This window comes from Halotia branconii CENA392 (assembly GCF_029953635.1).
Lineage (GTDB): Bacteria > Cyanobacteriota > Cyanobacteriia > Cyanobacteriales > Nostocaceae > Halotia > Halotia branconii.
Genome location: NZ_CP124543.1, coordinates 6577640 through 6597698 on the forward strand (window position 1 = coordinate 6577640; position 20059 = coordinate 6597698).

Annotated in this window: 17 protein-coding genes; 11 read left to right on the forward strand and 6 right to left on the reverse strand. The window is 38.2% G+C overall.

Going from position 1 to position 20059, the window contains the following annotated elements:
* Positions 1 to 71: 71 nt before the first annotated feature.
* Both QI031_RS28890 and QI031_RS28895 read right to left on the reverse strand, forming a co-directional pair.
* Positions 72 to 500, reverse strand: a complete 429-nt coding sequence (locus tag QI031_RS28890) for a hypothetical protein (protein WP_281482979.1) — start codon at positions 498 to 500, stop codon at positions 72 to 74.
* 638 nt (positions 501 to 1138) lie between these two features.
* Complete coding sequence (locus QI031_RS28895; RefSeq protein ID WP_281482980.1) at positions 1139 to 2116, reverse strand: carbohydrate kinase family protein; 978 nt, start codon at positions 2114 to 2116, stop codon at positions 1139 to 1141.
* Positions 2117 to 2449: 333 nt separating this feature from the next.
* Here QI031_RS28895 and pedR point away from each other — a divergent pair, with 333 nt between their 5' ends.
* From pedR to cpdA, 6 genes are all read left to right on the forward strand, one after another.
* The gene (gene pedR, locus QI031_RS28900; RefSeq protein ID WP_214439929.1) at positions 2450 to 2713 is read left to right on the forward strand and encodes a photosynthetic electron transport-dependent transcriptional regulator PedR; all 264 of its coding nucleotides are present in this window, start codon (positions 2450 to 2452) and stop codon (positions 2711 to 2713) included.
* Between the two features lie 615 nt (positions 2714 to 3328).
* On the forward strand, positions 3329 to 4030 hold the full coding sequence (locus tag QI031_RS28905; RefSeq protein ID WP_281482981.1) for a DUF6391 domain-containing protein: 702 nt from the start codon (positions 3329 to 3331) through the stop codon (positions 4028 to 4030).
* Positions 4031 to 4195: 165 nt separating this feature from the next.
* Entirely contained in the window at positions 4196 to 5188 is a 993-nt protein-coding gene (locus QI031_RS28910) for a glycosyltransferase (protein ID WP_281482982.1), read from the forward strand.
* Positions 5189 to 5353: 165 nt separating this feature from the next.
* On the forward strand, positions 5354 to 5740 hold the full coding sequence (locus tag QI031_RS28915) for a hypothetical protein (protein ID WP_281482983.1): 387 nt from the start codon (positions 5354 to 5356) through the stop codon (positions 5738 to 5740).
* A gap of 113 nt (positions 5741 to 5853) precedes the next feature.
* Complete coding sequence (locus tag QI031_RS28920; protein WP_281482984.1) at positions 5854 to 6174, forward strand: hypothetical protein; 321 nt, start codon at positions 5854 to 5856, stop codon at positions 6172 to 6174.
* Positions 6175 to 6504: 330 nt separating this feature from the next.
* Positions 6505 to 7302: a 3',5'-cyclic-AMP phosphodiesterase gene (gene cpdA / locus QI031_RS28925; protein ID WP_281482985.1), complete on the forward strand. Its 798-nt coding sequence runs from the start codon at positions 6505 to 6507 to the stop codon at positions 7300 to 7302.
* A 103-nt stretch (positions 7303 to 7405) separates the two neighbouring features.
* On the opposite strand, the gene QI031_RS28930 is transcribed toward cpdA, so the two are convergent.
* A complete protein-coding gene (locus tag QI031_RS28930) occupies positions 7406 to 7996 on the reverse strand; it encodes a chromophore lyase CpcT/CpeT (protein ID WP_281482986.1) in 591 nt (196 codons plus the stop codon).
* Between the two features lie 1386 nt (positions 7997 to 9382).
* Here QI031_RS28930 and QI031_RS28935 point away from each other — a divergent pair.
* Positions 9383 to 10480 (forward strand): mechanosensitive ion channel family protein, encoded by a 1098-nt coding sequence (locus tag QI031_RS28935; protein WP_281482987.1) that lies wholly within the window; start codon positions 9383 to 9385, stop codon positions 10478 to 10480.
* A gap of 2 nt (positions 10481 to 10482) precedes the next feature.
* On the forward strand, positions 10483 to 11616 hold the full coding sequence (locus QI031_RS28940; protein WP_281482988.1) for a mechanosensitive ion channel family protein: 1134 nt from the start codon (positions 10483 to 10485) through the stop codon (positions 11614 to 11616).
* On the opposite strand, the gene QI031_RS28945 is transcribed toward QI031_RS28940, so the two are convergent.
* From QI031_RS28945 to pbpC, 3 genes are all read right to left on the reverse strand, one after another.
* Complete coding sequence (locus QI031_RS28945; RefSeq protein WP_343217831.1) at positions 11613 to 12581, reverse strand: glycoside hydrolase family 65 protein; 969 nt, start codon at positions 12579 to 12581, stop codon at positions 11613 to 11615. The genes QI031_RS28940 and QI031_RS28945 overlap by 4 nt on opposite strands.
* A gap of 665 nt (positions 12582 to 13246) precedes the next feature.
* Positions 13247 to 14074, reverse strand: a complete 828-nt coding sequence (locus QI031_RS28950) for an SDR family NAD(P)-dependent oxidoreductase (protein ID WP_281482989.1) — start codon at positions 14072 to 14074, stop codon at positions 13247 to 13249.
* A 475-nt stretch (positions 14075 to 14549) separates the two neighbouring features.
* On the reverse strand, positions 14550 to 16877 hold the full coding sequence (gene pbpC / locus QI031_RS28955; protein ID WP_281482990.1) for a penicillin-binding protein 1C: 2328 nt from the start codon (positions 16875 to 16877) through the stop codon (positions 14550 to 14552).
* A 672-nt stretch (positions 16878 to 17549) separates the two neighbouring features.
* On the opposite strand from pbpC, the gene QI031_RS28960 reads away from it, so the two are divergent.
* The 3 genes from QI031_RS28960 to QI031_RS28970 all read left to right on the forward strand — a co-directional run bounded on the left by QI031_RS28960 (position 17550) and on the right by QI031_RS28970 (position 19870).
* Positions 17550 to 18035, forward strand: a complete 486-nt coding sequence (locus QI031_RS28960) for a hypothetical protein (RefSeq protein WP_281482991.1) — start codon at positions 17550 to 17552, stop codon at positions 18033 to 18035.
* A gap of 29 nt (positions 18036 to 18064) precedes the next feature.
* A complete protein-coding gene (locus tag QI031_RS28965) occupies positions 18065 to 18310 on the forward strand; it encodes a hypothetical protein (RefSeq protein WP_281482992.1) in 246 nt (81 codons plus the stop codon).
* A gap of 378 nt (positions 18311 to 18688) precedes the next feature.
* Positions 18689 to 19870: a n-acyl-d-glucosamine 2-epimerase gene (locus QI031_RS28970; RefSeq protein ID WP_281482993.1), complete on the forward strand. Its 1182-nt coding sequence runs from the start codon at positions 18689 to 18691 to the stop codon at positions 19868 to 19870.
* Positions 19871 to 20059: the final 189 nt, after the last annotated feature.

Sequence of the window (20059 nt, forward strand, 5' to 3'; positions counted from 1 at the left end):
TTTTACGAATAATATAAATATGTTTCAGTGAGAACGTAATATTCGTCTCACTGTTTACCTTCTGAAATAATTTATTTCATCTCCATTTGCTTTTGCTCTTGGCGATGTTTACGTATTAAACCTACACCTAAGGCGGCTAGTCCTGGTATTAAAAGAGGAACAGGAACTTCTTTATGGTTATATCCTTGCTCTGTACTTATTGGTTTTGACCTATTTGAGCTACCTATATTTGTTAGTTTGGGCTTGTTTGAGTTGTTTACATAGGTAGTGCTATTACTTGAGTTTTGGCTACTGGGACTATTTGAATCGCTAGTCCATTTAAACCAGGGTATAAACCCCAAAAACCATTGTATTTCTAAAGACTTTGACGCTTTTGAATTTGCTTGTTCGGTTTTATTTGAGTTAGCTTGAGCTAATACATGAGCTTGAGAAATAAATATTGCACCTGTAGTCATAGAAGTAGCGACTACTATGCTTGCACATACAGTTTTAAATTTCATAAACTGTTATTCTCCTGAGAAATTTTTTATTTAATTTAATTTAAGTATTTGCACCCTTTACAACTATTAATAAAAAATTAGTTGTTGTTCATCCATCTGTAGATATATAAACCTTAAAATCATTGTTAATCCTCTGGATATACAGCAAATTTTAGGTTTATTAGCGTATTTAAACCTAACACTAAATGTCATTTTCTATATCTTTATTTAGCGCCGTTTCTCACCATTTATGCATCTGTAGTTTTGTACAAAATCAATACTGAAGACTAACTTCTAGCTCCTGACTTCTGTTTAATAAAAATGCTGGTCTTTTGCACTCCTCCAGAAGTTTTGTATATCTTCTAAGAAGAACAAATCTAGAACCAAGACTTATAAAAACGACGTAGATCTCAAAAAATAGTTTCTTAGCGATCGCTACTGCGATAAATAAAATGTTTCTAGTTAATTGTTGTAAAAGTATTTTTGCTGGATTTTTGCTGCGTTTTTACTTTGAGCGACTTCAACAATTAACAGAATAATTGCACTATATTAAGGACAATCTTTGTCTTTGGTTTTTGAGTTAGTCATCACCAACAAACACAAGCCAGCCGAGAATATCAGCCTTTGGTAGCTGATATCCTAGCTGTTTGTACTAATTTCTACGGTTGATGAGATGCTAAAAAAGTTTCAACTTCGGCAGGGGTTGGTTGAGAGGCGATCGCTCCTGGTTTAATGGTAGTTAGCGCCCCGACAGCACTAGCGTATGTGACAATACGTTTTGCTGTTTCTGCATCCTTTAATTTGTTGATACCATGTTGCCCTAACTGGTGGATGAAACCTGCTAAGAAACTATCTCCAGCACCGGTTGTATCAACTACAGGGATAGAAAAAGAAGGTAATGTGCCTTCGTTTTCACCCAAACAATAGCCGCAACCGTTTTCTCCATCTGTAATCAAGACTCCCTCAACTGAAGATAGGCGATAAGTGATCGCTCCTGGATCTGCGGTATCAAAAAGCCATTCCGCCTCTTCTTTGGAGAGTTTGAGGAAATCTACTTGCTTAAATATTTCCTGAATTTTTTGCCGAGCGATATTGGCATCTTGCCAAAATACAGGTCGCCAGTTGACATCTAGGACAATTTTAAGGTCATATTTTCCTGCTAGCTCTAAAGCGCGGTGAGTTGCCTGTTCACTGTCAGGATAGGCTAATTCCAAAGTACCCAAAACTAGAAAATCTGCTTCTTGAAATAGCGAATCTGGCATTTGCTTGGCTTGCAGGTGAGTATCGGCAAATTCGGCGGTGTCATACTGACCGAATCCGGCAAAAGTGCGATCGCCTGCTAGATCTCGCACTACATAAACCTGCCGCGTTGGTGCTGTAGGATGGCGTTGCACCCCAGTTGTATCTACACCTACTTCTTGTAATAATTTTATCAGTGCATTTCCTGGTTCATCTTCACCAACAGCTCCAATAAATCCTGTTGGGGTTCCCAACTTCACTAAACCACAAGCTACGTTAGCTGGTGCGCCCCCTGGATAAGGAGTCCAGGATTTTACTTCTTCTAGCTTTAGACCTAGTTGATCGGCTAAACAATCAAACAAAATTTCACCGAGGCACAAAACACGGGGATTGCTCATCTTATTTTAGATTTTCTTTCAGTATAAAATCTATAACAATCTTGGTTCATCTGTCGCCAGTTTTTAATAGAATAAAATGGCAATTTTTGCTACTCCTAGAAGATGTATATGCTCCTAATTTATATTTACTTATTTCGGTAATATACCTTAGTTAAATTTTTGGTAACGTGCTAATTTTTACTAAATTTTTGATAGAACTACTTTTAAGCTGAAATATAAAGAAAATATTGTCAATCGTATTACTGTCAACACTTGAAACGCTCACCAGCAAAAGAATCTTCTAGAATTAAAAAGAGCGATTAAGTACATATACCAAGGGAGGATAAAATAGTCATGGCTGGTGGCGAGTCTCAGACCCCTGTTAGTCTGTCAGACAGAGAACTGCAAATTATCGATTTAGTGGCCGCTGGCTTAACTAACCAAGATATTGCAGGGAAACTGGAAATTAGCAAGCGAACAGTTGATAACCATATCAGCAACATTCTCACCAAAACTCAGACGGAAAATCGAGTGGCTCTTGTCCGCTGGGCTTTGCAGTGGGGAAAAGTTTGCTTGAATGATGTCAATTGCTGTACTTTACCTAACCAGACTGATTAGACAATTTGCAAGTTAGAGATGCGATCAACAACGTTTGGCAGACGAAGCGCGATCGCGTCTAGAATCTCGATCAACTTTGTCTGGCAAGTAGTCAAGCCAATTTTGAAAGTTTACTTTTGTATTCGTGTGGACTCTTAGCGTAAATTCCTATTGGCATCAGGGAATGGGAAGCAGAGGAGGCAGAGGAGCAGGGAGCAGGGGGAAAAGGAGAAAGAGCTAATTTTTCTTCATCCCTCTTTCACCCCGCACCCCGAAGTTGCTCTACTTGGTGAGGCAGCCCGCAGAAAGTTGTTCCAACAAAGAGGAGCCAGCGCGGTCATGGGGGTTTCCATGCCACTTGCGGGACTCGGGGGGAACCCCCGCAACGCAGTGGCTCCCCAGGAGCGACTGGCGTTGGACTGCCGTTAGCGTAGCGATAGCGAGCTTGCGAGCGTCACCCGGAGGGGGAGACCCCAAGACCGCACTTCTCTTCTGCCCCAATTCCTCTTCTACATGCCCCATGCCCCACGCCCCATATTCAAATCATCAACAAAAATTAGCAACAATCCTTTGCCTCAAGCGCTACATTTGTAGGAAATCTATAATTGCTCCATCGACTTGGAAAGCAGTGTTCCTATGAATACTTCTGCTTCTGTTAAAGGTGGCTTGCCTTCCTTTGACTTTTTTAGTTTCGATTTGACAATACCTTTGTCTTGGCAAGTAACCAGTCAAGACAATTTGATTTCTGACTTTCCGCAATCTACGCAAGATGCGGAGTTACTCAAGCAGCTGTCATTTATTCCAGGGTTGAAAGAAATGATCACGCTGCGGCAGGTTCATGCCTTAGAACATGCTACTGTTTGGGTTCTCAGCGAATCAAAAATTGCCCATCCCCCCACGGTCAGACCCCCCAAGATTCAAGTTGATGACGAATTATTAAGTGGATTGTCTACAGAGCAGGGATTTTACCTTTATGGTGAAGTGAATATTAGCGATTTGCGACGTGCCGTTACCCTAGGTTTACATCGTCTTACCAGTGGTGAATGGGATTTAGCTGTACATCCTCGTTGTGGTACAAACTTATCGGTGGCGATGCTGTTGACCGCTGGACTAGCTGTGGGTGTGCATCTTTTGTTACCATTTCGACCGATTGAGCAATTAATCGGTTTGGGATTAGCAGCTACGACAGCAGCGGAAATTTCAGCAGATTTAGGTTCTATAGCACAACGTTATGTAACTACTGCCATTCCTTTTAACCTGAGAATTGAGAATATTACTCGCACATCTGACAGTTGGGGACGTGAGGCGCACTTTGTCAAGGTGAACTGGCAAGATTGACTGTAAAAAGTTTTTCAATTATCTCCTCAAATTAGTTGCAAAGATTTAATAATATTATTTTACGAATCATTCGTGAGCAACCAGATCCCCGACTTCTTTGAGAAGTCGGGGATCTGGCCTCTAATAAGCTAACCTACATGTTAGTAAATTTTAAAGGTTAAAATAATGAGAAAGCTTTACTTTTTACTGCCAGGAACTGACGGTAAATTTGCTTGTGGTGGTCTGTGGGCAGAGTTAAAAACAGTGCATCTCGTTCAACAGATATGTAGTGCTGAAGTGGTGACTTATCGTCAACGAGAACAAGACAAGCTTTTTCTAGATGATTTGCTCAAGCAGCCAAAATTAGATGATGTAATTTTTGTGATTAGCTGGGGATTTGATATTGCTAAGCTTGTTACAAAACTCAAATCCTATAATGTTGTTTATCATGCCCACAGTACGGGTTACAAATTCCAAATTCCTGCAAGTATTCCGATCATGGCTGTGAGCCGTAATACGATGGGATATTGGGGGCAACAGTCTCCTAACTCTTTGATTTATTATTTACCTAATCAGATTAGTAACGAATTTCAAAATTTTCATTTAGAACGAGATATTGATGTTTTGGTGCAAGCACGGAAATCTTCTGAGTATTTAATTAAAGAATTGATTCCATCATTGCAGCAGCAATGTCAAGTATGTGTAGTCGAGTCTTACGTAGAGGATTTACCTGGACTATTTAATCGAGCTAAAGTTTACCTCTATGACTCTGCTGAATATTGGGCGCAACAGCGTGTGAGTGAAGGTTTTGGGCTGCAACCAATGGAAGCTTTAGCCTGTGGATGTCAAGTCTTCTCTAGTGTGAATGGTGGACTCTCAGATTACTTAGATCCGGGATTTAATTGTTATAAAATTGCTGGATATTCTCAAGAGTATGATATTCAAAGAATCATGAAATTACTAAATCATCCTACATCACTAGGTTTATCTGAAGAGTTTTTTGTAGAGCATCGGACTGAAAATATTATTCAGCGTTTGCAAGTAATTTTAGATCAACTCAACGATTTTTTTGACCACAAAGCTCATCATCCTAACAATATTAAAGGTTTATCCAGAAGACGTATAGTAAAATTACTTACTCAAAGGATATTTGGAAAGTTAAAGAAGAAATATTTCTAGGGATTGTTACGGTATTTTGCTCTAACTTTAGATGAAAGTAAAACTCGTAGTACATTAGATCTGCTCTAACTGTTAAGTCTATTTTTTGTCAATAACTATGTGTTTTACTGCTAACTCCGGATAACATAGAATTGCACTTGCAAGTATCCTCCAAGGAGTTTAATAATGAAACATCCACTTCTGAGTTTATTGGCTGTGATTAGTGCGATCGCTTTCGCTCATCCTGCTTATGCCAACGAAGAAAATGTCCCTCCTATGATCACTGAGCGTCATCAAGCTGCTGTTCTTGTTACTGAACCAGTTACTATTAATAGTGGTACAAATAATGCCCTTGATCGAACTAATAATCTCAACCAAGCTGCTGAGGAGATTGGTTCAGCCCGTGCGGGAGAATGCCCCAAGGTTAATCCTCTGGATTTGATTAACAATCCGGCAGATATCTTGAAGCCACCATGCCAGAACCAAAATCCTCAACGTTCTGCTGAACCAGTGGAATATTTTAAAGTACCGCGACTCGATTCTGGTATTAGTGTGACAGTCACTAAATTTTGATAAATGTTAATAAAAAATGAACTAAAAAATTATATTCTCTAATCTCTCGAAGCATTGAAGATTAACTTTTGGGTATAGATTCAACTTAGTCCTAATAGAATAATTACAATTCCATGACTAAATTTCAAATCGATATTGACTTCAGTAGTGTAGATTTAGCGTCTCTAGAGACGGAAGAAGATTTCCAGAGAGAGGCAAAAATATTACTACCTCAAGCACTCTTTAAAGTAGGCGAAACTGTCGGTGAAAAGACATGGGAGGAATTAAATAAAAGTCTGAAAGAACCAGGAATGAAGCAAAAATCTTCTCAAAGCGAGAAACGGAGATTTATTCAAGAAACAGGAAGAACTTATCAGCGAAAAGCAAGTAGTCGAGAAAAACAAGAATTGGAAGAATATATAATAGAACAATTACGTATTCACCAGAAACAATAAGTTACTTCGCTCTAATTTTTCTTCTATTCAGTTGGAATTAATATTTATCAATATTTTAGTCAGAAGCTTTCAGAGTGTACTGTAAGATACGATCGCTTGTCTTAAAAGTAGTATTAGATATGGAAATAATCTTTAGAAGCATCTGCATTATGTAGCAAGAAGCAGAGGAGCAACTTCGCACAGACAGGAGGTAAAAACATTACTACTATTGACATTTACAATCTTGCTATAAAAGCGATCGCAGAGGATTTTTTTAGCAAATTAGTAGAGTTGGATGACTGAGTACAAATATCAAATCAATCGGTGACGCACAAATTGCTATCAGTAAAGATGAATCAAGTGTCTCCCATATCAATTGCTCAGTTAACAGATATACATCTGTTTGCGTCAGAAAATCAACGACTCTTAGGAATGCCCACAACAGAGTCTTTTCAAACAGTTATAGAACGATTAAAAAAGCTACAACCTGAACTTGATTTACTATTACTAACAGGAGATTTATCTGGTGATGGTACAACTGCATCATACGAAAATCTACAAACCCTACTAAATCCGCTGCAAATACCTACTTACTGGTTGCCAGGAAATCATGACTGTGCGATCGCAATGGATGATATCTTAAATCAGGGTATGCTTTCGCGGCGTAAATCTTTTAAACGCGGCAGTTGGAATTTTATCTTGCTTAACTCTTCCGTATCTGGGTGCGTGCATGGTGAACTTGTACCTAAAACCCTTGATTGGCTAGACTCTGAGTTGCAAATACTAGGCAATAATCCTACTGTGGTAGCCCTACATCATCCACCTTTGTCAGTAAATTCTGCATGGTTGGATACCATTTGTCTGAGAAATCCTCAAGAATTTTTTGACGTTGTTGATCGCTATCCCCAAGTTAAGTTAGTTTTATTTGGTCACATTCACCAAGAATTTCAACGCCAGCGCCACAATGTTGAATATCTGGGTACTCCTTCAACTTGCATTCAGTTTCAGTCAAAAAGCGCAAATTTTGCTATTGACCAACAACCCCCAGGATTTCGGTTTTTAAAACTATACCCCAATGGTAAATGCGAAACTTGGATTGAGCGAGTTCCTTACTTTTATCCATTGGAGTTAGCAGCAACAGGGTATTAAAAATGGGGCATGGAGAAGAGGAATTGGGACAGAAGAGAAGTGCGGTCTTGGGGTCTCCCTGTCTTCCTCTGCCCCTCTGCTTCCCCTGCCTCCCCTGCTTCTTCTACACCTTCACTTCGTCGGCAAAACTGTTCCAGCGCACAAAGTGAAATGGTCCAGCGACAGATCCCCAGAGATGTTCATCGGTTTCTAGATCTCGTCCTCTGTCAAGGCTAAGAAATTTATCGTCGTTAATCTCAAATTCATTATCTAGATAAGTATTTTGCCCTTTACGAAAGACAATGCAACCTTTTCCTGGTTCTACTCTGCCTTTGAAGCTGTTACCAGTCCACTCCACAATCATGTTACAGCCTGATAACTTTTCTAAGCGATCGCTTGTTAGGGTATGAAGACGTTGTAAGTCGCGGGAAGCACCGTAAAAAGTTTCTTCTTGTTTAACAGTGTAGTTTTCAATTTCGATGCGATCGCCTGTGTTTACCAACTTTAACACCCGCATTCTATAAGGCTCGTTTAGCTGATAGTCATAGGCCTGTTCCACAAACAAACCTACCCCTGATAACAGTTCTAACGGCAGAGGACGCATACACACACGAATATGAGCAAAAAAAGGTGGATTTTCAAAAGCTTGTTCTTGATTGCTAAAGTCAGCTGCCATCCAGCGGGCTAAGGTGGCAATATCCGTAGAATGAGTCATTAACGATATAATTAGTTGCTGAAAAATTATCTATAAATATTGTAAAGCTTGTAACAAGGGAATAATTAGTCTTGCTCAAACTGATATTTTTTATATTCCTGGAGAATTATTCTATAAATTTCGTCATCATTTAGCTATAGCAGTTCTAAATTATTCGTGAACAACAAGATCCCCGACTTCTAAAAGAGGGGATCTTGTGTTCACTTTAATATGTTTTGTTAAGTTATGTATTCAAAACTGCTTACGTGTGGATAGGCTTAAAGACGTATCTGTAGATTTGACTCTAGGCACTATTTGCGCTGGAATCCAAGATAGGACAAACATTTGAGCTATCTCAGTAAAAATACTTAATTATTGATTATCCTACCTTACCAGAAAAATAAAGTCTATTTACTGTTCACTTTGTAGACCAAATTTTTTAGCCATTTTCGCAACTCTGATCTACTATAGGATTAGAGTAACTAAAAAATAGCGATCGCGTACATATATTGGGCTGATTAAGCTAATCAGCGTTAGCTATCTAGTCATTGCTGCTGGTACATACAGTGGTTTAAAGTTAGCAGCGTTAACCAAGCTTTGGTGAAAAGCTAGTCAAAAATTAGGCAAGTATCATTTCATCACTGCTATTTAGTCAACTACTTCAGCATTACTGAGAGTAGTTGTTAGCCACATCTGTTTTGTATGATCAATTTCTGAGTAGATGACCAAATAGTTACTAATTCGTAATTCGTAATTCGTAATTACTTGGTGTCATAGCCCCTACCAAATTAAAAATTGGTGGTCTTCAAGACGTTCGCAGTTCGCTACCACCGCTACGCTATCAGTGGTGGATTCAAGCTCCTACCTAGAAGCACTACGAATTAAGTAAAGCCTGCGGCATAGCTGCGCTTAGAGCGTAGCCCATTATCAATTACGAATTATGTTGACTTTTGGGGCTAGTTACGTCTAAACTGTCCCCTCAATTTGGGATTTTATCGATTCAGTAACTAAACTAACTTGACTTGTTCAAGTCTAAAGGACTTTGACTTGTTTTTCTGCATCTTGCGTTTGCATACTCCACTCACAGTTGACAAATTAATTTGTCAGATCCTCGCACACTTCTACGTCTAAATTAATGTCATGACTGATTTTGACTTTATACTAACTATCTGCATCATAGCCGTAGCCTATCTATCCAGCGTTTATTTGTGGATATCTATTTCTCATCACTCGAATGAGTAGATTGAGTGCTACAAAGTAAATTTCAATTTTTGCCTAGGTCTTGTAAGAGTACAAACCAATATAGTTCTATGGCAATAAATTTAGATGTGCATCTTTCAGAAAAAGTCATGCTAAACTGCTGACAGGAGTTTAGCATGATACCAAAGTTGCACACCAATCTCAGAAATGCTTGTTTTATTGCCAGAAATCTTTACAAATAGAGAAATCCAAATTGGCTTAATAGGGTTAGTGATTGGCTCTTTAATTTTCATATTTGGTCGTTTAATTGTTTCATTGATTAATTTACTTTTGCAACGTTTAAATTTTATTCCAGTTAGTGATATTAACCAAAAATTATTTAAGCCTAACCAAAGCTTAATTATTGTAGTGACAGTGATGACGGTTGTCGAGGTGATGACATCTTTACTGCCGAAAAATCGCTGGACTAATCCATTAGAAATTATTACTAGCTTAACTTTAGCGATCGCAGCTAGTTGGCTAGCATCTCAATTATTTAAAAAGTTTTTTGATTTCTATTTATTAAATGCAGCTTTTAACAGTGGACAAAAAATCAGTAGTGAGTTACTGATTCTTGTCAAATGGGTTGCTAATCTAATTATTATCTTTTTAGCAATTCTGATTTATGCTCAAACACATCAAATCAATCTGTTAGGATTGCTAGCTAGTTTAGGAATTGGTGGATTAGCAGTAGCATTTGCTGCTCAAAAAACCTTAGAACAAGTTTTAGGTGGTATTGTTCTTTACCTTGATCGTCCTTTTGTGATTGATGATTATATTGGTCTACCTGATGGGACTTTTGGGCGAGTTGAATCTATTGGGTTAAGATCTACCAGGATTCGTACTTCTGGTAAGGGAACCGTAATGATAGTTCCCAACAGTTCTCTAACTCAAGTAAATATTGAAAACTTTACTGGTGCAAAGAAAGTCATGTCCATTCTTTATTTGACCTTCTATCGAGCCATTAGTAATGAAGAACGGGCTTTGATTCGTCGGGTAATTATAGAAAGTACAAATGAAATTTTTGGTATTGACTCGCGGAATACAGAAGTTACTTTTAAAAATATCAACAACATCACAGATCCAGATAAAACGCAAGCACAAGTCGCTTTCTTTATTTTGGGTTCTGGAGATGTTTCGATGGAATTACGTCGTCAGTTGCTAGATTTAGCTACTCAAAGCATTACACAATCTTTAAAAGAATATGGTATTGCATTTGATATAGAAGAACCAACAATTTATGTCGATTCGCCGATTACAATTTAGAGATGATAAATGATATTTCACAGTATATTCTCAGATTTCTGCAACGTGATAGCACAATATTAGCCTTATCTAAATTTGGCATTTTTCTATTTTTCATTCTTCTCTCTATATTTATTGGACGATATACACCGACATTAGTACGAATTATCATTCGACGCTTTGCACCGCAGCAAGTCGCCAGTATCTACAATAATTTAATTGACCCTATTAGAAATTTATTTAGAATAGCTGGTACTTCAATTCTTATTTCGTTATCTTTGATATGGATTGTAGAGTATACATCTATCTACAAATTTATTTCTCTCATTATAGATTTAGCTGTTATTGTCAGCGTTGCTTGGTTGGCTTCTCGGCTATTTCGGCAATTTATTCGAGTTTATGGCATTGAATTAGTCAGAAAATTAGGTAGAGAAGTAGATGAATTACTGTTAGTGTTTGAAACCCTAGCAAATGTGATTATCGGATTTGTTGCTATAGTTAGTTTTGCTCAAAGTCAGCAATTTAATTTAATTGGTCTATTAACTGGTTTAGGAATTGGTGGATTAGCTGTGGCTTTTGCAGCGCAAAAAACACTAGAACAGTTGCTAGGCACTATTGTATTGTATTTGGATCGGCCTTTTGTACCTGGGGAATATATTCGTTTACAAAGATCTCAACAAATCCCAGAAGGTTTATTTGGAAGAGTTGAGTCTATTGGTATCCGTTCAACTAAGATTCGTACCTCTGCTAAAAGTACATTATTTATTATTCCTAATTCGATATTGGCAAACTTAGAAATTGAGAATATTACACGAGGTAAAAAAGTTATGGTTTTACTTTACCTCGATTTTTTGAATGTTCTACAAGAAAGAGAACAAGCTTTAGTTCAACAGGTGATTATCGAAAGTACCAACTCGTTGTTTGGTATTGACCCAGGAAGTACTAGTATTACATTTTTAAGTAACAACGATCACAAGCAGACAACTCGCAGCAGAGTGTCGTTTTTTATTTTGGGTTCTAGTGAAAACTCTCTGCAACTGCGTAAACGTTTATTAGAACTAGCAAATGAAAAAATCTCCAAAAAGCTAGGTCTTGATGGAATTGAGTTCACATTGCAAGAACCAACTATTTATGTAGAATCACCTATCACTATTTAAAATGCAGTGGGTGCGATCGCCATTAATTGAAAGAGATTGTAACGCACACTCAATTGAGCCTGATCATCGCCTTCAATAATCATGTCGTTGTCTTGCCACATTTGCTCCCACGCCGCAATATGAGCTGCTAATAAAGTGGCATATCTGGCTTCATCGGCTAGCTTTTGGATAGCTGCTGCTATGGGGATATCTGTATCTTGTGATGTATATAAGGTGACAATCTTTTCTACAGTTATTGTTTTTCCTGGAACGGATTGCAAGGTAGTTGATAGTCTTGAAGAATCAGTAGCATTCTTTGCATGTATAAATGCAGTGTCGTCTTCCACTACCAATTTCGCGGCCATCCCCAGTTGAAGGTTTGAATGTATTGTTTGAGTTTGTAACCAAAGAATTTGCTCTACCCCTCCTTGATTTAAGATTCGCCAATGTTGGCTTTGAGTATCTAGGTTAGTATCAAATCCAGTTTCAACTTTAATATCACCTGCAAAATTGATGGATGTGATTTGACAACGAATTACCGAAACGTGTTGATCTGCCAAACTAGCAAAACGCTCAAAGTGGAAATCCAAAGTATGACCTTTTGGAGAACGCCAACGGACATCACGGCTAACTATACCTACACGCAAATCCAGGCGACGTTCATAATTGATGATTTCTCCAGAATCCATACTAAAGCGATCGCCTGCCAATGTCACCACCAATGGTAGCCAGTTGGGACAATTCAAAAGTTCTTTATGAACAACAGGTATATCACTATAAACACCTTGAATCAGTGTTTCTGGACAATCTTGAGGATACCCTTCCTCAAAAGTCCCTCGTGTTCCTAAATAACCATTACCAAGGGTAAAAATACTTTCTTTATAATATAGTTGTGTCGGTTCAAACTCTGTCTCAATAATATTCCAGTCAGTAGCAACAATTGGTTGCTGATTGTATGGCAGTTGGTCGGTAGATACATTAAGCATCAGTAAAAACCCTAAATGTTGAAGCTATATTGAATCAAACTTGTAGGAGTTTCAAAGTAATTTACTACTTTTGAGATTTGGATATTAGGCAGATTTTGAACAGCAATTATGATGTCAGATGCAATAATTAAATTTACTTTTGCATCTCTCTAAAGTTAGGTTTAGTTTGTAACTTAAGGTAGAGATAACAAATTGTAAAATTAACGCTAAATGATACATTTACTTAAGTGAGCGTAAATGTCAATATTTTTGTTCAATTCTGTTTTGAAAATCTGGTAAAAGATAGTTACTTGATGGTGAGCCTGTTTATAGACGTTTATACGTGATAGATCACGTTTTTATCAGTTTTAATGCTTATAAACATAGTTTTAAACTATTTTTTATAATCAAGTGTAAAACTAAATACTCAGGCTCTAAATATTGACAACATAAATGAGGCGATCGCTCACAACTTTTCACTTTCGTCTCATTTTACGAGCAAAGAGCGTGCAGCTAAATTATGATGGATACCCCAAACCGTACACAAACAGATAAAGAGCATTAAACACAGCTTCAAAAAGAAACAGTGCTATACCATTGCACGACAAATTTGATGCCGATTACTTTTCTTGCTACCTCTGCTTCCCCTGTTCGCCCAAATGTATCAACTTTAAAGTAAAACGGTATTAGATAGGGGAGTTAGAATGTTGGCGCTGGTTACGAATAATCAACTTATTGATAAGTAGAGACAACTGTGGACTCAGGCGATATATCCACCAAAATAGATGCACATATCTGGGAAAGGCTACAATTAGCTGTCCACTTTCTACCCCACGTAGTATATTTTTGACCGCAGTCGGTACATCAATAAACTTTAAAGGAATACGAGTCTTAATCTGTTCGGCATTAACACTTTTGCCGTATGCACCACTTTTGAAAAGATTGGTATCAATATAGCCAGGACATACGAGTGTCATTTTAATACCAAGGTTTTTTGCTTCGGATGCTACAGATTGGGTCAGACCAGCCAAAGCATGTTTAGTTGCCACATAAGGCGCACACAAAGGGCCAGGCATCAAGCCATACATAGAAGCGATATTTACAATATGACCACTACCCTGGGACATCATCTGTTTATAGGCTGTGTACATGACATACACAACACCTAGTAGATTAACGTCTACGACACGTTGCCAAGTAACTAAATCTAGTTCTTGAAATTCTCCACCCACTGCAATGCCAGCGTTATTAAATACATAGTCGATACGCCCGTAGCTCTTTATAACGGTACTGATAACCTCTGCAACAGACTCTGGGTTTGTCACATCTAAACTGACAGCTTCTACATTTCCCCCTGTTTGCTGCAAACGCTTTGCTAGTAGGTGTGCAGCTTCTTTATTAATGTCAGTAATTACAACTCTAGCACCGCGCCGCGAAAGCTCTTCACACAAACCTTCCCCCAAGCCAGAGGCACCACCCGTTACCAAGGTCACTTTGCCAGAAAAAATATTCATTTACGACCTTCCAACAGTGGAGGACTTCAAAAGTCTAGCTATGAAATATATAAAGTGTCAACTATAATTTGAGTTTTTTATTAATTTGCTACTTAAACAAAATAAAAGTTACAAAAACAACATTAAGATTATTTGTATAACTCACTATTAACATTTTAAATCAGCATATTGACCTATTGGAAGGGAAAAAAGATGTTTTTACTGATAATTTTTCATTAGTATGACTAATTAAAATAGAGGTTGATATCTATACATAATTTTATCAAATATCAAATATTTGGTGAATTTTACTGCGTGTTTCAATCTATTTTTTCATTCAAAACTGTGATTTTTACTAAGCTAATTTACTAAGTATTACCAGTTCTATAGGACTCATATTTGATTTGGAGAAAAAACTCAGTACACCCCTAAATCCCTTTTTTCCTGTTCCCAGCGAACGTAATGACATAAAATTGTAATCCCTGCGTCAGTCCTGCTATAGTGAAAACCCCCGGCGTGTAGGTTTAAAAGTAGCTACCTTGACTTGAAAATTTACCTTGTCACTCATTTGGCCGCTTCTAGCCTCCAAAGTCCAGTTACCGGGACGCAAATGCCAAAATAAAGAATTAGCTGATTGAGTCGCTAACTTTTCATTATTCAGCCACCACTCTACAGGCCCAGATTTAGTTCCTGCTAGCTTCAACTCTAATTTTTGCTGTCCCTCTTCACCGGGATATAACAAAAATAAGTCGCCATTATGCGGAGATACAATTCTCAGATTACTAAAAACCAAATTTGATTGTGGTTGTTTGGCTAACCAATCGTTATACTCTGATGGCAAATTGAAATCGTGCTGATTTGCGTAAGCAACTTTATCTTCAGGGTAAAAATATTCTTGTACTACTGATGTACATTCTGGCGTTGGTTGTAATCCCGAACTTGCACAGATTGGTAATTGTATCAAATTCTCTGGAGGCACAAAAGCTGCGGGTTCTTGATGTTCATGCAGGTGTAGCATAATCCGATTCCATAACGGTGCTGCACCTGTAACTCCCGAAACTTGTCGCATTGGTTCGCCATTAAAATTACCTACCCAAGTGGCTACTGTGTAATCGGTAGTAAAGCCGACAGTCCAAGTATCACGAAAATTAGAAGAAGTGCCAGTTTTGACAGCAGCAGGGAAGGGTAAATTTAGCACTGAGTCTACACCAAAAGCTGTAGCACGGGCATGACTGTCACTGAGCATATCAGTGATTAATTGCCATGTTGTGCGGTTGGGAAACCAAGAACCACAGATAGATTTATCGGCGTTTGTCGGCGTATGTGGGTGCTGGCAATTTTCTTTTGAAGAATCGCTAAAAGTAGTTAGCAATGGCGTAGCTTCTCCTTGTCGCGCCATTGTCACGTAAGCACTAGCCAATTCCCATAAACTAACTTCACCACTACCGAGAGTCAACCCCAAACCATAATATTCTGGAGTTTGATTGAGGTGGGTAAATCCTAACTGATGTAAACGTTCTAAGAAAGTCTGCACACCGACTTTTTCTAATACTCGCACTGCTGGCACATTTAAAGAATTTGCCAAAGCCACACGCACCCGCACAGGACCTAAAAAAGTTTCGGTGTAGTCTGTAGGGCTATAAAGTTTTGCCCCAGGAATAGCGTAGTGAGCAGGAACATCTGCCAAAATGGTATTTGGGCGAATTACACCTTTTTCTAAAGCTAATTCATAGACGAAAGGTTTTAAAGTAGATCCTGGTTGACGTAGGGCTTGGACTCCATCATTGCGTCCTAGTTTTGCTTCATTAAAATAATCAGGCGAACCGACATAAGCCAAAACTTCGCCTGTGTGGTTGTCAATTACTAAAGCTGCTGCATCGTGGACGTTGTTAGTATTGAGAGAAGCGATTACCTGTTGTACTTGGGTTTCAACAAACTGCTGCAAAGAACGATTGATAGTAGTACGAATTAAAGATTGTTCTTTGGTGGGGGTAATCTGATTCGCTAACCAAAATAAAAAGTGTGGTGCAGCAATAATTCCCTTTTGGCGTGACTGAAACACGACTTTTTCTGTGGATATTCGCTCTGCGATCGCCTCAGTTACATACCCATCCATTACCATCTGATTAAGGACGTATTGCTGGCGTTGTTTCAACCTTTCCCAATGTTCATAAGGATTAAAATACGTAGGATTATTGGGAATAGCCGCCAAAAGACTAGCTTGGGCAAGATTTAAATCACTAGCTGGGATAGAAAAATAAGTCCGGGCTGCGGCTTCTACACCATAGATATTTCCTCCCATTGGCAAGCGATTAATATAAGCTGCTAAAATTTCATCTTTATTCATCCCGGCTGTTAACCGCCAAGATAACCAAATTTCTTGAACTTTGCCTAAAAGATTGCGGGGAACTTGATCTAACATCCGCGCCAATTGCATAGTAATAGTAGAAGCACCGGAGACAATTCTTTTGGCGTGGATGGCTTCTTTGATGGCGCGAAAAATTGCTTTGATATCCAACGCACCATGCTGATAAAAGCTACCATCTTCGGCGGCTAAAATAGCCTGAATAAACTGGGGAGAAACTTGATTTAGTGGTACTACTGCTGTATGCTCTTGGTCACGGGTGAGTAATGTGCCTAATGGTAAACCATTGCGATCGCTAAACTGCATTGCCAGCTGATTTTGAACAATATCTGCGGTACGAATTGGTGCAAAATAAGGCAGTAAGCGCACGACGAGACATATTAACAGCAAACTTAAAATAACTTTACTAGTTTTAAAATTTAGCTTAGTTTTGAGCAGCGATCGCAAATTTATTTTCATTAGCTAATTCACCTATATTTTTATACGAAAAGAGATATTATATATAGTTCAATACAGTTCGGTTAAAGACAATTGTAGCGACTGTCTTAAAAGTCAAGCGATCGCCCACAAAAAACTAGACTGGTATAACTGATACGAAAATCTAGAGAAAGGCTCAGATCCCTGACTTCTTTGAGAAGTCGGGGATCTTATGTACTGCTATTTATATATTTTTGTAAATAGTTGCCTGATTCTGCCAGCTTCTAATTGAATAAGTTAATTGCACTCAAATAAAAACGAATAAATACTGCATAAATGTTGGATAAATTAGATATAAGCCCTATATCTACTTAGTTTATTGAAGTCGATTTATGATATAGCAATCAGATTTGATTAATGAACATATTTGCGTAGGGAGGAAACTCTTAACAGGGAACGGGGAACACTTCGGCTACGCTCAGTGCATCGCAGGAAAAAAGGATTTAGGGGTGTGGTGTACTGAGTTTTTTCATAAATTAAATATGAGTTCTATAATAAAATATATAATCATTAAAATTTCAATATTTATTCATAGATAATGCATCAACTTAAAAGTCAAGTTTCTTCAATTTTCAGTAAAAGCATCAGTTAATATTTTGGAACCTTATGTTAATTTTTAACCATAATAGTTATGTATATTAATACATTTGCCTAATGAAAAAAGTACAAAAAAATGATCCCATTTTTGAGCAACTTTTTGCTCAAATTTCTCCAGAGATAAAAGATACTTTTACAGGAGACCAAATAAAGTCTATCAAAATGGCTTTTGGCTCTAATAATATAACTAGCCATCCTGTAGAGTTACGAGTTTCAGTTCCAACTTCAGAACTGCGGTTTTATTTAGTTTTCTTGGCGGGTTTAGAACGTCGATCTCTACAACGCTTGCGCGATGAAAAAAGTCTACATCCTTTGTGGACTCCAAGTAATATAATTTTCCTCATAGGATTTTTAATTGTTCTATTGGCTTCTAGCTATGCTACTTTCTTTTTTATATTGTCCTCAGTGACTTCTACATTTACACCTACCTCACCCTATCCTACATCGATTCCTTGGATCGATAATCAATCTGAATGCCGACACACTAACAGAACTTGGCGCGATGGCAAATGTTGGGATAGTGAACACAGTCCTATGTTTTGAATTTTACTTTTACTGGTAGCAAACGCAATATGTCTCAAAAGTCTTTAAACAACAATGATTTGAGAAATGATCCTTTCATTAAACAGTTTTTTGCTCGTATTCCTTCTCAAACAGCAGCTACTTTTACCGATATCCAATTAGCAGAGTTGAAATCAGTTTTTAGAGATCGTTTCGGTAAACGCCACCCTATAGATATTAGAGTTTCTATTCCATTTTTGAAACGGCGTTTTTATATAGTTTTAATTATAGGAAAAGAAAAGCGATCGCCTAAATAATGACGGGAGCATCCCACTTTTTTGAACGTCATTGCGAACGTAACGAAGTGGAGTGAAGCAATCGCAAAATCTCTGACTACAAACAAGTCAATGCGATTGCTTCGTCGTTCCTCCTCGCAATGACACTTATTCTATTGTTGTCAAATAAAAACTGGGATGCACCCAATAATGACCATCTGCAAAATTGACAAATTTAATGGATAAAACTTAATTTTTTTAAATGTGCATCTACTAAAATTTAAACTACAACAAATTTCATTTAAATGAGGTACATTTCCCTAGCCTTTAGTCCCTAATCTCTAGCCCCTTTCTTCTTAAAAGGTGTACTACACCCAACCGAGAAATGCTGTATCTAAATAATGTCAATTGATAAATCTTATGGAATACAACTTTAAAGACCTGACTGAACTTTACAAAAATGCCCTTTTCAACGACGTACTACCATTTTGGGAAAAACACTCCCTTGATTGGCAACAAGGCGGTTATTTCACTTGTTTAGACCGTCAGGGTAAAGTTTATGACACAGACAAATTTATCTGGTTACAAAACCGCCAAGTGTGGACTTTTTCCATGCTGTGCAACCAGCTAGAAAAACGTGAAAATTGGCTATCCATTGCTAGAAATGGTGCTAATTTCCTCGCACAACATGGTCGAGATAGTGATGGTAACTGGTACTTTGCCTTGACCCGTGAAGGTAGACCCTTAGTTCAGCCTTACAATATCTTTTCGGACTGCTTTGCAGCGATGGCATTTAGCCAATACGCCCTAGCTTCTGGCGAAGATTGGGCTAAGGATGTGGCCATGCAAGCTTACAATAATGTTTTACGCCGCCAGGATAACCCGAAAGGTAAATATAATAAGACTTATCCTGGCACACGCCCTATGAAGTCGTTAGCTGTGCCAATGATTTTAGCTAACTTGACTTTGGAAATGGAATGGTTGCTATCGACTGAAACCCTAGAGAATGTCTTGGCTGCGACTGTTCAAGAAGTGATGAACGATTTTCTTGACCAAGAACAGGGATTAATGTACGAAAACGTTGCCCCTGATGGTTTCCACATTGATTGTTTTGAAGGAAGGTTAATTAACCCCGGTCATGGCATCGAAGCTATGTGGTTTATTATGGACATTGCCCACCGTAAAAACGACACCAAAACTATTAACCAAGCCGTTGATGTGGTACTAAACATCCTTAATTTTGCTTGGGATAATGAATACGGTGGGCTATATTACTTTATGGATGCAGACGGTCATCCTCCCCAACAACTAGAATGGGATCAAAAGCTGTGGTGGGTTCACCTAGAGTCTTTGGTGGCATTGGCAATGGCTTATCACCTGACCGGACGTGAAGCGTGTTGGGAATGGTATCAAAAGATGCATGATTACGCTTGGTCACACTTTGCGGATAGCGAGTCTGGTGAATGGTTTGGCTATCTTAATCGCCGTGGAGAAGTGTTATTAAATCTCAAAGGCGGTAAATGGAAGGGCTGCTTCCACGTACCCCGTGCGCTTTATCTTTGTTGGCAGCAGTTTGTAATGTTGAGTGCAAAGACGGTTTAATTTCTGCTAAAAAGCTCAGGTAGGGTATCTTATCCAAACCGTGTTGATATAGCTTTTGACTTCTAATTCAGGCAAAGGGGTAAGATACTTCCTTATAATTAAGCTTTTATAAGTTAATCTTCTAAGATGTCTCATCAGGTATTTGCTGATTTCCTCAGCTTTGATCACCTTATGTTCATAATCAGCTTT

Bases quoted from the DNA above. Each gene is read 5' to 3' on its own strand.
- QI031_RS28895 (WP_281482980.1), bottom strand. From the start codon at position 2,116: ATGAGCAATCCCCGTGTTTTGTGCCTCGGTGAAATTTTGTTTGATTGT.
- QI031_RS28920 (WP_281482984.1), top strand. From the start codon at position 5,854: ATGACTAAATTTCAAATCGATATTGACTTCAGTAGTGTAGATTTAGCG.
- QI031_RS28950 (WP_281482989.1), bottom strand. From the start codon at position 14,074: ATGAATATTTTTTCTGGCAAAGTGACCTTGGTAACGGGTGGTGCCTCT.
- QI031_RS28945 (WP_343217831.1), bottom strand. From the start codon at position 12,581: ATGCTTAATGTATCTACCGACCAACTGCCATACAATCAGCAACCAATT.
- QI031_RS28970 (WP_281482993.1), top strand. From the start codon at position 18,689: ATGGAATACAACTTTAAAGACCTGACTGAACTTTACAAAAATGCCCTT.
- QI031_RS28960 (WP_281482991.1), top strand. From the start codon at position 17,550: ATGAAAAAAGTACAAAAAAATGATCCCATTTTTGAGCAACTTTTTGCT.
- QI031_RS28910 (WP_281482982.1), top strand. From the start codon at position 4,196: ATGAGAAAGCTTTACTTTTTACTGCCAGGAACTGACGGTAAATTTGCT.
- QI031_RS28905 (WP_281482981.1), top strand. From the start codon at position 3,329: ATGAATACTTCTGCTTCTGTTAAAGGTGGCTTGCCTTCCTTTGACTTT.
- QI031_RS28965 (WP_281482992.1), top strand. From the start codon at position 18,065: ATGTCTCAAAAGTCTTTAAACAACAATGATTTGAGAAATGATCCTTTC.
- pbpC (WP_281482990.1), bottom strand. From the start codon at position 16,877: ATGAAAATAAATTTGCGATCGCTGCTCAAAACTAAGCTAAATTTTAAA.
- cpdA (WP_281482985.1), top strand. From the start codon at position 6,505: ATGAATCAAGTGTCTCCCATATCAATTGCTCAGTTAACAGATATACAT.
- QI031_RS28940 (WP_281482988.1), top strand. From the start codon at position 10,483: ATGATAAATGATATTTCACAGTATATTCTCAGATTTCTGCAACGTGAT.
- QI031_RS28915 (WP_281482983.1), top strand. From the start codon at position 5,354: ATGAAACATCCACTTCTGAGTTTATTGGCTGTGATTAGTGCGATCGCT.
- QI031_RS28890 (WP_281482979.1), bottom strand. From the start codon at position 500: ATGAAATTTAAAACTGTATGTGCAAGCATAGTAGTCGCTACTTCTATG.
- QI031_RS28935 (WP_281482987.1), top strand. From the start codon at position 9,383: ATGCTTGTTTTATTGCCAGAAATCTTTACAAATAGAGAAATCCAAATT.
- pedR (WP_214439929.1), top strand. From the start codon at position 2,450: ATGGCTGGTGGCGAGTCTCAGACCCCTGTTAGTCTGTCAGACAGAGAA.
- QI031_RS28930 (WP_281482986.1), bottom strand. From the start codon at position 7,996: ATGACTCATTCTACGGATATTGCCACCTTAGCCCGCTGGATGGCAGCT.